This window comes from Pseudomonas sp. PDM26 (genome assembly GCF_019219185.1).
GTDB lineage: Bacteria > Pseudomonadota > Gammaproteobacteria > Pseudomonadales > Pseudomonadaceae > Aquipseudomonas.
In genome coordinates this window covers 677380-689702 of the sequence record NZ_JAHUWC010000001.1, presented here as the reverse complement: position 1 = coordinate 689702, position 12323 = coordinate 677380, and the positions used below count along the sequence as shown (strand labels likewise).

13 protein-coding genes are annotated in these 12323 nt (G+C 60.4%); 3 read left to right on the top strand and 10 right to left on the bottom strand.

The annotated features are described in order from the left end of the window. Positions 1–3 precede the first annotated feature (3 nt). The 3 genes from ngg to KW849_RS03165 all read left to right on the top strand — a co-directional run bounded on the left by ngg (position 4) and on the right by KW849_RS03165 (position 3513). Positions 4–1752 carry an N-acetylglutaminylglutamine synthetase gene (gene ngg, locus KW849_RS03175; protein WP_218427564.1) on the top strand — a complete coding sequence of 583 codons (1749 nt, stop codon included), beginning with the start codon at positions 4–6 and terminating at the stop codon, positions 1750–1752. A 121-nt stretch (positions 1753–1873) separates the two neighbouring features. Then, positions 1874–3064 carry an osmoprotectant NAGGN system M42 family peptidase gene (locus KW849_RS03170; protein WP_218427562.1) on the top strand — a complete coding sequence of 397 codons (1191 nt, stop codon included), beginning with the start codon at positions 1874–1876 and terminating at the stop codon, positions 3062–3064. Positions 3065–3285: 221 nt separating this feature from the next. Then, positions 3286–3513: a YheU family protein gene (locus KW849_RS03165; RefSeq protein ID WP_008017754.1), complete on the top strand. Its 228-nt coding sequence runs from the start codon at positions 3286–3288 to the stop codon at positions 3511–3513. Between the two features lie 5 nt (positions 3514–3518). On the opposite strand, the gene csrA is transcribed toward KW849_RS03165, so the two are convergent. The 10 genes from csrA to KW849_RS03115 form a co-directional block, all read right to left on the bottom strand. Then, entirely contained in the window at positions 3519–3704 is a 186-nt protein-coding gene (gene csrA, locus KW849_RS03160) for a carbon storage regulator CsrA (RefSeq protein ID WP_218427559.1), read from the bottom strand. Between the two features lie 153 nt (positions 3705–3857). After that, positions 3858–4190, bottom strand: coding sequence for a YnfA family protein (locus KW849_RS03155; protein WP_008004345.1), 333 nt, complete (start codon positions 4188–4190; stop codon positions 3858–3860). 64 nt (positions 4191–4254) lie between these two features. After that, complete coding sequence (locus KW849_RS03150) at positions 4255–5070, bottom strand: SDR family oxidoreductase (protein ID WP_218427556.1); 816 nt, start codon at positions 5068–5070, stop codon at positions 4255–4257. Positions 5071–5271: 201 nt separating this feature from the next. Then, on the bottom strand, positions 5272–7365 hold the full coding sequence (locus tag KW849_RS03145; protein ID WP_218427554.1) for an LTA synthase family protein: 2094 nt from the start codon (positions 7363–7365) through the stop codon (positions 5272–5274). Positions 7366–7702: 337 nt separating this feature from the next. Beyond that, positions 7703–8308: an START domain-containing protein gene (locus KW849_RS03140; RefSeq protein ID WP_218427552.1), complete on the bottom strand. Its 606-nt coding sequence runs from the start codon at positions 8306–8308 to the stop codon at positions 7703–7705. Positions 8309–8404: 96 nt separating this feature from the next. Continuing rightward, on the bottom strand, positions 8405–8659 hold the full coding sequence (locus KW849_RS03135) for a YkgJ family cysteine cluster protein (protein ID WP_108215386.1): 255 nt from the start codon (positions 8657–8659) through the stop codon (positions 8405–8407). 166 nt (positions 8660–8825) lie between these two features. Then, entirely contained in the window at positions 8826–9308 is a 483-nt protein-coding gene (locus KW849_RS03130) for a translation initiation factor 2 (protein WP_218427549.1), read from the bottom strand. A gap of 80 nt (positions 9309–9388) precedes the next feature. Then, complete coding sequence (locus KW849_RS03125) at positions 9389–10828, bottom strand: PLP-dependent aminotransferase family protein (RefSeq protein WP_218427547.1); 1440 nt, start codon at positions 10826–10828, stop codon at positions 9389–9391. A gap of 326 nt (positions 10829–11154) precedes the next feature. After that, entirely contained in the window at positions 11155–11967 is an 813-nt protein-coding gene (locus KW849_RS03120; protein ID WP_108215384.1) for an OmpA family protein, read from the bottom strand. After that, positions 11964–12320 (bottom strand): DUF4398 domain-containing protein, encoded by a 357-nt coding sequence (locus tag KW849_RS03115; RefSeq protein WP_218427544.1) that lies wholly within the window; start codon positions 12318–12320, stop codon positions 11964–11966. The genes KW849_RS03120 and KW849_RS03115 overlap by 4 nt, the downstream gene beginning before the upstream one ends. Positions 12321–12323: the final 3 nt, after the last annotated feature.

The window sequence follows — 12323 nt, the reverse complement described above, 5'->3', positions numbered from 1 at the left end:
CCGATGAAACCTCATGCCACAGCGATCAACCAACGCCTGTTGCGCGGCCAGTCGCCCTCCTACGAACGCCTGCAGGCACGCCTGGCCGAAGACGGCAGTGCGCTCGGCGCGGCACCGATTGCCGTGCATTGCGGCTGGGGCCGCTTGCTGATCGGGCACACCTTCGCCGATGCCGCGAGCCTCGCCGGGGAGTTGCTCAACGAGCGGCCCGGCGAACGGGATATTGCCCTGTACGTCGCCGCGCCCCAACAAGTGCTGGGGCTGGAGCCGACGCAGCTGTTCCTCGACCCGTCCGATACCTTGCGTCTGTGGTTCAGCGATTACCGTCAGGCGACCCGGGTGTTTCGCGGTTTCCGCATTCGCCGCGCGCAAAGCGATGCCGACTGGCAGGCGACCAATCAGCTGTATCAGGCGCGCGGCATGCTGCCGATCGACGCCACCCTGCTCACTCCGCGTCACCTGGGCGGCCCGATGTACTGGCTGGCCGAAGACGAGGACAGCGGCGCGGTCATCGGTAGCGTCATGGGCCTCAACCACCACAAGGCCTTCAACGATCCCGAACACGGCAGCAGCCTGTGGTGCCTGGCGGTCGACCCGCACTGTGCGCGACCGGGTGTCGGAGAGGTGCTGGTGCGGCATCTGATCGAGCACTTCATGAGTCGCGGGCTCGCCTACCTCGACCTGTCCGTGCTGCACAATAACCGACAGGCGAAAAACCTTTACGCCAAGCTCGGTTTTCGCAACCTGACGACCTTCGCCATCAAGCGCAAGAACGGCATCAATCAGCCGCTGTTTCTCGGGCCCGGTCCGGAAGCCGCGTTCAACCCGTACGCACGGATCATTGTCGAGGAAGCACACCGTCGCGGCATCGATGTGCACGTCGATGACGCCGACGCCGGACTCTTCACCCTCAGCCATGGCGGGCGCCGGGTACGCTGCCGTGAATCCCTGAGCGACCTGACCAGCGCCGTCAGCATGACCCTGTGCCAGGACAAAAGCCTGACCCACAAAGTGCTCAAGGCAGCCGGGTTGAACCTGCCGGCGCAGCAATTGGCGGGTAACGCCGATGACAATCTGGCATTCCTCGATGAACACCAGCGCGTGGTGGTCAAGCCACTGGATGGTGAACAGGGGCAAGGGGTCGCGGTGGATTTGCGTACCCTCGAGGAGGTGCAGCAAGCCATAGAAGCCGCTCGCCACTTCGACAGCCGCGTGCTGCTGGAAAGTTTCCACGAAGGCCTGGACCTGCGCATTGTGGTGATCGGTTTTGAAGTGGTCGCCGCCGCCATTCGCCGGCCGGCCGAAGTGGTCGGCGACGGCCAGCACTCCATTGGTGCATTGATCGAAGCCCAGAGCCGGCGGCGACAAGCGGCCACAGGTGGCGAAAGCAAAATCCCGCAGGACGGGGAAACCCTGCGTACCTTGCGTGCCGCCGGTTACGACTACAACAGCATTCTGCCGGCCGGTGAGCACCTGTTCGTACGGCGCACGGCGAATCTTCATACAGGCGGTGTTCTTGAGGATGTAACGGCGATCCTGCATCCAACGCTGGTGGACGCCGCCGTGCGGGCCGCGCGGGCGCTGGACATTCCCATGGTCGGCCTCGACCTGATGGTGTCCGCCGCTGACCAGCCGGAGTATGTATTTATCGAAGCCAACGAACGGGCCGGGCTGGCCAACCACGAACCGCAGCCGACGGCGGAGCGGTTTGTTGATTTGTTGTTTCCGCATAGTCAGCCGGTGGTCTCTTAGTGATGTGTTGCCTGGGCTGGCCCATTCGCGAGCAAGCTCGCTCCCACAGCGAAGGGGCCAGCCCAGGAAACAAAAATCCCTCATCGAAACCATCGATGCGTTCAACTCATCAGGAGTTTCCATGACCAGCAAAATCCCCGAACCGGACCTCGGTTACCTGCAAAAAGTCCTGCTGGAAATGCTCGCCATTCCCAGCCCCACCGGGTTCACCGACACCATCGTGCGCTACGTCGCCGAACGCCTTGAAGAAATGGGCATTCCCTTCGAGCTGACCCGGCGCGGCACCATTCGCGCCACGCTCAAGGGCAAGAAGAACAGCCCCGACCGCGCCGTTTCCGCCCACCTGGACACCATCGGCGCGGCGGTGCGGGCGGTGAAGGACAACGGCCGCCTGGCCCTCGCGCCGCTCGGCTGCTGGTCCAGCCGCTTTGCCGAAGGCAGCCGGGTCAGCCTGTTTACCGACAACGGCGTGATTCGCGGCAGCGTCTTGCCGCTGATGGCGTCCGGGCACGCGTTCAATACTGCCGTGGATGAGATGCCGATCAGTTGGGATCACATCGAGTTGCGCCTGGATGCCTACTGCGCCACCCGTGCCGACTGCGAGTCGCTGGGCATCAGCGTCGGCGATTTCGTCGCCTTCGACCCGCTGCCGGAGTTCACCGAAACCGGCCACATCAGCGCCCGCCACCTCGACGACAAGGCCGGGGTGGCCGCGCTGCTGGCGGCGCTCAAAGCCATTGTCGACAGTGGCCAAGAGTTGATGATCGACTGCCATCCGCTGTTCACCATCACTGAGGAAACCGGCAGCGGCGCCGCGGCGGCGTTACCCTGGGACGTCAGTGAATTCGTCGGCATCGACATCGCACCGGTCGCGCCAGGCCAACACTCCAGCGAGCATGCGGTGAGCATCGCGATGCAGGATTCCGGCGGGCCGTATGACTATCACCTGTCGCGCCACCTCCTGCGCCTGGCCAGCGACAACGAGTTGCCCGCCCGCCGCGACCTGTTCCGCTACTACTTCAGCGACGCCCATTCGGCGGTGACCGCCGGCCACGACATTCGCACCGCCCTGCTCGCCTTCGGCTGCGACGCCACCCACGGTTACGAACGCACCCACATCGACAGCCTCGCCGCCCTGAGCCGCCTGCTTGGTGCATACATCCTCAGCCCGCCCGTGTTTGCCAGCGATGCGCAACCGGCCAAGGGCTCACTGGACCGCTTCAGCCATCAGCTTGAACATGACACGCAGATGGAAAGCGATACACGGGTGCCGTCGGTGGACAGCCTGGTGGGGCAGCGGTCGGAGAACTGAGTTGAAACACTGAGATTTCGGTGTCTGACCTGACGTCTTCGCGAGCACGCCCGCGCCCACATTCGACCGCATTTTTCTGGAGTAACTCGGTCAACTGTGGGAGCGGGCTTGCTCCGGGCGGCGTTCCGACGAAGGCAATCTGTCAGACAACACAAGATCCCGGGCTGGCCGTCCTCGCCCAATCGCCGTAGCATCCCGACATTGATCCAACCGAGGTGCCTATGCTGATCCCCTACGACCAACTTCAAGTCGACACTCTCACCCGCCTGATCGAGGATTTCGTGACCCGCGACGGCACGGACAATGGTGACGACACACCACTGGAAACCCGCGTTCTGCGAGTGCGCCAGGCCTTGACCAAGGGCCAGGCACTGATTGTCTTCGACCCGGAGAGCGAGCAATGCCAACTGATGCTCAAGCACGACGTGCCCAAGCACCTGTTTGATTGAAGCCTTCAGCGTCCCTTGGTTTTCACCCGTTTGTTCTGGATGCGTTCGTAGATTTCGCAGCGATACACTTTGACGTCCTGTGGCGCTTCGACACCAAAGCGGATGCTGCTTCCGTTGATCGCGAGAACACACACGGAAATGTTGTCACCGATGGAAATGGTTTCGCCCACAATGCGAGTGAGTACGAGCATGAGGAGTGTCCTTCAGGGGTTACTGGCCCTTGAAGATGCCCGGCCCGCGGTATGCCTACAATGCTCCGACAGCAAACCAGACCGGACTGACAGCCATGACGCACTACGCTTACGGAAAGGTCTGACAATCCGGCTGATTGTAGGACCGATCTGTCAGGACGCGGAGAATCGCGGCCCGAACAGGATGATGCTCGCGCCGATCACACACAACGCCACGCCAAGCCAGTCCGAACCCAGCGGACGAATCCGCTCGACCACGGCCAACCAGCCGATTGACGCAATGATGTAGATGCCGCCGTAAGCGGCGTAGGCGCGGCCGGCGTAGGTGGCTTCGATACGGGTCAGCAGCAGGGCGAACAGGGTCAGGCTGAGGAGCGCCGGCACCACCCACCACATGCTTTTACCCTGGCGCAGCCACATCCAGAAGGCAAAGCAACCGGCAATTTCGAACAGCGCGGCGAGAAAAAACCACAGGTAATTGAGCATGCAAGCGTCTCGCGAGGATGGCCGATGGCGGCCACCCTAACCACAGCGCTGCCTGCGAGCAAGATCAGCTTGCGGATTGCCTGGCCTTGGCGCGCATTTTGTCGGCCATGACGGTCATTTCGTTGTAGAGCAGTTGCGGGTTCTTCTGCTTGAGCGCCCAGGCCATGCGGCCCTGTTCGTGGGGCAGGATCATGAACTCGCCGGCGGCGACCTGCCGGTAGATGTAGTCGGCGATGTCAGCGGCGCTGATCGGCGAGCTTTCCAGCAACTTGCCGACCTGGGCTTTCATGGCCGGGGTCGGACCGCGGAAGGAGTCCAGCAGGTTGGTCTGGAAGAACGATGGACATACCACATGCACGCCGACTTCCTGATGCGCCAGTTCGATCAACAGGCTTTCGGACAACGCCACCACGCCCGCCTTGGCCACGTTGTAGTTGCTCATCGCCGGGCCTTGCATCAACGCGGCCATGGACGCGATGTTGATGATCTTGCCTTTGCTTTTTTCCAGCAGCGGCAGGAAAGCCTTGCAGCCCTTGACCACGCCCATCAGGTTGATCGCGATCTGCCAGTCCCAGTCCTCCAGGGACAACTCACTGAAGAACCCGCCAGACGCCACACCCGCGTTATTGACGATGACATCGATGCCGCCGAATTTGACTTCGCAGGCCTGGGCGAACGCCGTCAACTGGCTGTAATCGCGCACGTCGCAGCGCTGGATGAAACCATCGCCACCGGCTTCACGGACCAGCTTCAGGGTTTCCTGCAAACCGGGCTCGCTGACGTCCGACAACGCCAGTTGCCAGCCTTCACGCGCCCAGCGCAGCGCGATTTCGCGACCCAGGCCAGAGCCTGCACCAGTGATCATCATGCGATTTTGCATAGCAAACAGCCTTGTTGTTCTCGGAAGATGCACCGAGTGTAGCGAAGGATATTGCCCGACCCACGCTCCATCAGATTGCTGAATGGCCCGAGCAAACCGCGGGAGCCTTTGACGTAACCAATGCAGCAAAAAAAAAGATAGAGGCCCGCCAGGCAAAAAAAAGAGGCTCTTGAAGAGCCTCTTTTTCTATTGCGTCACAACTTAGTCCGGCTTGCCATCAACAACACCGGCGGTGTTGTCCAGCAGGCTCTTGGTCGCTGTTTGCAGGAACGCTTCGAGCTTGAGTTTTAACTCGGCGGTACGCGGCGCATCGGCAATGACTTCGGCGCGAGGGTTGGCCCCCAATTCATACTGATACAACTTCGGCGCCATGTCCTTGTCCTTCGGCAGGACCAGAATCTGGTCTGCGGTGAGGATGGCCGTGGTCTGCTCGCTGCCCGACGGCTTGATCACACCAATACCGGCGTCACCTTCCGGCAGGTTGAGCAGGTCGCGTCCCCAGCACTGATGGCGCACTTCGCCACCAATGCGGCCCATGATGGTCGGCACGATGTCGATCTGAGTGCCCACGGTGTGGTCACGCTGGCCGAACTTTTCCTGGATGCCCGGCGCGATCATCAGCATCGGCACGTTGAAGCGGCCCAGGTCCATTTCGGTGATCTGCTGTTCGTTACCAAAACCGTGGTCACCGACGATGACAAACAGGGTTTCCTTGAAGTACGGCTCCTTGCGGGCCTTTTCAAAGAACTGGCCCAGTGCCCAATCCGAGTAACGCATGGCGGTCAGGTGTTCGTTCAGGCTGCCACGATCGGTCACGCGCTCGACCGGCAATGGCGTCGGCAAGGCGTAAGGCGTGTGGTTGGACAGGGTTTGCAGCAAGGCATAGAACGGCTTGCCGTTTTCCCGTGCCTTGAGCTCGACCAGGCCACGGTCGAACATGTCCTGGTCGGACACGCCCCAGGTCGGATCAGAGAACACCGGATTCACGAAATCGTTACGGCCGATGAAGTTGGTCATGCCCTGATTGCTGAAGAAACCCGACTGGTTGTCCCAGGCGAAATCACCGTTGTAGACATACACGTCGTCGAAGTTACGGGCGCTGAGTAACTGCGGCAGACCGGACAGCTTGTGGCTGCCTTCCGGGGTCTGCATCAGGTATTCGAAACCCGGCAGGTTCGGGAAGCAGGCCATGGTGGCGAACATGCCCTGGTGGGTATGGGTGCCGTTGGAGAAGAAGCGGTCGAACATCAAGCCTTCCTTCGACAGTTTGTCTAGGTACGGCGTGATGTTGCCCGGCCCACCCAGCGCACCCACCGAGTGACCGGCCATGCTTTCCATCAGGATCACGACGACGTTCTTGATCGGCAGGGTCTTGTCCGCTGGCGGGGTGTAATCGCGACGTACCGCCGCGGTATCGGCATCCACCAGTTTTTCGGACGGCAGCACCAGCATGTCACGCACCACTTGCCGGGCTTGTGGCTGTGGCAGGGTTGCCTTCCAGATATTGTCGCGATCTTCGGACATCCGGCTTTTGGCTGCGGCTACCAGCGACAACGTGCCGTTGAGGCCCAACTGGTTGGCGAAATTCGAATCGGTGGTATAGACGTCACCCCAACGCAGCGGCGGGCCCTGGCGCAGGGTGCCACGGGCGGCGACCACGCAAACCAGCAGGCACACCACGAATACCGCGATACGTGCATACCACGGCGCAACCTGGCGCGTGCCGATGCTGCCGCCACTGAACGGACCACGGGGACGGGTCGCACGATCGGCGCCCATGAACGCCAGGCTCAGGATCCAGGTGCCCACGGCCCATGCCAACAGGTAACGGACCACCGGGAAACCGTACCAGAGCATGCTCATCACGGTTTTCGGGTCTTCCTTGACGTACTGGAAGACCAGGCCGTTGAGGCGCTGGTGGAACTCACGGTAGAAGTCCATTTCCATCAGGCCCAGGAACAGCGCGATGCTTGAGACGATCGTCAGCCAGAGACGGAACAGCCCGCGTGCCGCCATGGCCCGGACGCTGAACATTGCCAGCAGCAACGGAATGCTGAGATAGACCACCAGGCGCAGGTCGAAACGCAGACCGTTGGCGAATGCCTCGAGGAAGGTCGAAGCCGGTGTGTCGAGGATCATCGAGCGGTTGTAAACCAGCAGCGCGACGCGCAGCAGGCTGAACATGACCATCATGACCAAGGCACACAACAGCGTGTAGGCCAGATGCGATTTGACGGTTGGTTGCAGCAGGCGACTAGAAGCTCGCTGCTGATTCAGGGCGTCCGGGATTGCCATGTCGTTTTAGGACCCATTGGAAGTTGAAGTTTCAAAAATACAGCTGCGCCTTGCCCTCTTTTCGGCCCGTACAAGGCCTGGGGGTTTGCGCGGTGCGCAAATGTTGCACGATCAACGGCAGCATTGCCATTGATAACTACCCTCATTCCGACTGTTTCATCCTGCATTCAGGAATACGCAGCGCGCTGCGGGAGAACCGGCGAATTGTCTTGGAGACTGGGTGAAAATTTCGTGCAACGCACATTCGGAAACAAATTAAAGCGCCCCGCCCTGTCAAAAACGCAAACGCCCCGAACCGGTCGGGGCGCTACGAAGTCACCTTGAAAGCACGACAGCGTTACTTCTCGGCGCGTTCCTTGAGAGCTTTCAAGGTATTGAACGGGGCATCCACCACAAACTTGTTGGCCACCATCGACGGCACGCTGCCGCCCGGCTCGGTGTGCACCTGATAGGTCACTTCGACCTGGTCGCCCTTGGGCACGAACTTCCAGAAACCGTCGACCTTGGTGACCCGGACGAAGCCTTTTTCTTCAGGAATGTATTTTGGTACGCCTTCGAGCTTGCGGGTCAGGCTGCCATCAGCGCCTTCGATGGTGGTGACGTGCAGCACCGAATCACGCGCAGTAACCGGCCACGGGGTGTTGAACTGAGTGTACGTCCAGCTCTGGTCACCTTCGTGCTTGAGCAGCTTCTGGGTTTTGCATTCGTGAATCCAGGCGCAGGCTCCGGACACGTCTTCCTGCAACGCGCGCAGCTTGGCTACGGTGGTTTTCATCAGCGTGACGCCCTGGTAGGCCTTGTAGTCGGAGCCGGCCACCTCACTCAGGGAGATCTTGATGCCGTCTTCGTCTTTTTTGACTTTCCAGTCTTCGGCCTGGGCCGTCGAAGTGGCCAGCACAACCGTCAATCCACACAACACAGCCATACGATGCAGCGAACCCATAGTCTTATTCCTTATTGTTGAAGTTCCGTTCGTTGGGCTTGCACCTCCGATCACCTTCAGGTTTTTCGGAGGTGATCGGAGGTGCAAGCCCACACATCACGCCGCCGTCATTTGCTCCCACCAGCCAATCAACCGGATCGCTTCTTCGCTGCTGCTTCCGCACACCTCAGGGTCGGCCTCGAAGGCAGAACACACCGCCGGCCGTTCCGGCTGGCCGAAAATATTGCACAGGTTATCGGAGGAAAGTTGCAGGCAACGCTCCCCCGCGGCTTTGCCGTTGGGCATACCGGGAATCGGTGAACTGATAGAAGGGGCAATGCAACAAGCGCCACAGCCCTCACGGCATTTCATGACGACAAGCTCCTCGCGACGAGCAATGTATAAAAGGACGGGGCACAGAGTACCCGCTTAAACAGTTGTTTTAAATTACCTGCGAGCGGGTTTTTCAATGCAAACAAGCATGACCGACCAGTCGCCGACAAAGCGTCTGGTCTGCGGTTCGCGGATCCTGGTGAGGTTACTGCTTGAACTCGAAGTCCAGTGCCGCGCCTTCGACATCGCGGCGCTCTTCCTTTCGCAGTTGCAGCTGCATTTCATTGCTGAGCAGGCGCCCGTTGAGCTGGAACGGGCTGCTGCCGCTTTTGTCACCGAACATCTGGGGTAACAACGATTCGCGCCCGGACAACGGCACCGCTCCGACCGGCTTGAGCTCCTGGACCATATCCTTGGGCAGGCTCAGGTCCAAATTGGCGGATGGAAGCTCGGTCTTGACCACTTCGCTGGCCGGTTTCGATTTGGAGGCAATGGGCGGGCGCTTTTTCACGGGCGTCGCCGGTTTCTCGGCCGGCGAGGCTTTTTTCACAGGCTCGGGTTTTATCGGTGCGACGTGGAAACTGCCGGTGGCCTCCTGATCCTGCTCGGTAGCTGCTACGACGAATGCCGGCTGAATACTCGCAAACAGGCAGAGCAAAAGCCAGGCGGCAGGAAAAGTCGGTTTCATGTATCCCACGGTGGGTGCAAACGGCAGAGGTGCATATGCTCGCCTGTTGCAGCCCACAAGACAAGCACCGTAGCAGCCTGTTACAAACCGCCCGCCAGCTCCTGGCAGAGCTGGGTGGCCAGCATGCCCAAGGTCATCAACGCGCGCTCGGCTTCACGATTCCACGGGATGCCGCAATTGAGGCGAATGCAGTGATTGAACTGCTCGGTATTACTGAAGATCAGTCCCGGCGCAATGCTGATGCCCTGCTGCAATGCCCGCACGTGCAACTCCTGGGTGTTGACCCGTCCCGGCAGACTGACCCACAGAATGAAGCCGCCGGTAGGCCGGGTCATCTGCGTGCCTTCCGGGAAATACTGCTGCACGGCCAACTGGAAGGCACTGAGGTTCTTACGGTATTCCTGACGGATGAAGCGCAAATGCCGGTCGTACCCGCCATTTTCCAGGTAAGCGGCGATGCCCATCTGGGTCACGCTGCACGCAGAATGCGTGCTGAAGGTCTGCAAGCGCTGGATTTCCTGCTGATACTTGCCGGCAATCATCCAGCCGATCCGCACGCCAGGCGACAGGGTTTTAGAGAAGCTCGAGCAATAGATCACCCGATCCAGCCTATCGTAGGCCTTGAGGGACTTGGTACGCCCTTGCTCGAACATCAGCTCGCCGTAGATATCGTCTTCGACAATCTGGATATCGAAGTCCGACGCCAGGCGCAGCAATTGTTTCTGCCGCTCCTCCGGCATGGTGCCGCCCAATGGATTGCTCAGTCGCGTGGTCAGCACCAACGCCTTGATCGACCATTGGTTGGCCGCCAGTTGCAGGGCTTCCAGGCTCATGCCCGTGGCCGGATCGCTGGGGATCTCGATGACCTTGAGGCCCAACAGGTCGGCCAGTTGCAGCAACCCGTAATAGGTCGGCGACTCGGCCGCAATCAGATCGCCCGGACGGGTCAGCACGCGCAAGGACATCTGCAGGGCATCGACGCAGCCGTGAGTAATCACCACTTCCGACGGATCGACCACCACACCGGCATCGCGCATGCGGATCGCCACCTGTCGGCGCAACGGCTCGAAACCGGGGCTGAACATGTAGCTGAAGGCCCGCGGGCTATGGAAACGGGTGACTTTGGCCAATTGCTGATGCAGTGCTCGCACCGGTAAATAATCGACACTCGGCACTGCAGCGCCCAGCGGGAAGACCCCTTCACGACGGGATTCGACCAGGACTTGTTGAATGATGCTACTGCGGGTGACCAGGCCGGGGCGCTCGACCCGGGCGATGTCCGGCGTCGGTGCGGTGAGTGCCGGCGTCTGGTGCACGTAGTACCCCGACTGCGGCCGGGCGCGGATCAACCCCTGATCCTCGAGATTGGCATACGCCTGCAACACCGTCGCATGGCTGACATTGAGCTGCGAGCTCATCTTGCGCACCGAAGGCACGCGCTCCCCCGGCTGATAGACCCCACGGCGGATGTCTTCGGCCAGTTGTTGAGCAATACGTTGATAGAGCAAAAGATTGGTCATGACGCAGCACTCGATTTCACGGGCATTTTATTCTTGTGTGAAACAATACCGGAACAGTTTAGAAGTGTACGGGGACAGTTGCCACAATAGTCGACCGTACAGTGCAGTGTCAGCAAAATCTGTACTGTTTTTTGCAGCAATCGGCGGACATAAAAAAACCCGGCGTTGCATGGCAGGCCGGGTTGTAGGAGCTGTAGGAGCTGTCGAGTGAAACGAGGCTGCGATCTTTCCAGGTTCACTTAAATCCCAAGCGAAAGATCAAAAGATCGCAGCCTCGTTTCACTCCGCAGCTCCTACAGGGTGCATAGCGCCACCCTGGAGCAGCCTTACCGGGCAGCGCCGAGCTGGCCCTTTTCGTCGGAAAACACAATTTCCACCCGACGGTTCTGCGCTCGACCCCGTTCCGACGCATTCGCGTCCACGGGATACTCGTCGCCATAACCCTCGACCTGGATGCGCTTGTCGTCGATGCCCAGGTCCATCAACACGTCAGCCACCGATTGTGCGCGGTCGCGGGACAGCTTGAGGTTTTCCTGCTTGCCCCCGGTACTGTCCGTATAACCTTCGATCCGTACCACACGCTTGGGGTTGAGTTGCAGGAACTGCACGATCTTCAACACCACACGGTTGGCCGAAGGTTTCAATTCCGCTTCGCCGGTGTCGAACAGCATGTCGCCCAATGTCATCACCAGGCCACGGTCGGTCTGGGTGGTCGTCAATGCCAGGATCTGCTCTTCGAGCCATTTGCCTTGCTGCTGCACGCTGAACAGTTTGGATTCACGCAGTGCCAGTTGCAGGCGCTGCCGCTCCAGTTCGAGTTTCGCCGCTTGCTCTTCGTTGAGCGCCTGATCGGTGTGTTCCCGGGCAATGGCGCTATAGCGCTGGCTCAGGTAGGCGTAATGCACCACGTCCGAACCGCTACCCCAATAGCTGGACAGGCGATCGGCACGGGCCAGGGACTCCCCGGCGCGAATCACGTCCTTGGGGGCGATTCGCAGCACATTGGAGTCTTCCTTGACCTTCTGAAAATCGGTTCCAGCCTGCTGCAATGCGGTCTCGCTGTGCTGGCTGGCGCAACCAGACAGGCTCGCGCAGCCCGCCAGGATCAAACCGCCGAGGGCTTTGCTCTTGAGGCTCATTCGGCATCTCCCAGTTGCTTTTGCAGGCGGGCGATGCGGGTGTTCAGCACGTTCAACTGCTCCTCGCTCTTGGCCTTCAACACCTTGGCTTCAGCCAGGCGCGCATCGAGTTCGGCCTGTTCGGCCCGCATGCGTGCGTTTTTGAAGGATTGATCGGTCATGTTGCCTTTGGCGCGGTTGTACTTGTCTTCGGCCAGTTTCATTTCCGGCACATCGTCGGTGGTGGCGCCCACGGCCTTGGCCTGTTCGAGAGCCTGTTCGGTCAGGCGCATCTGTTCATTCGGCGCAGGATCGGTTGCACAACCCGCCAGGGCGGCAAGGGCCACGGCAGCGAAAAGAGGTCGAATACTCACTGA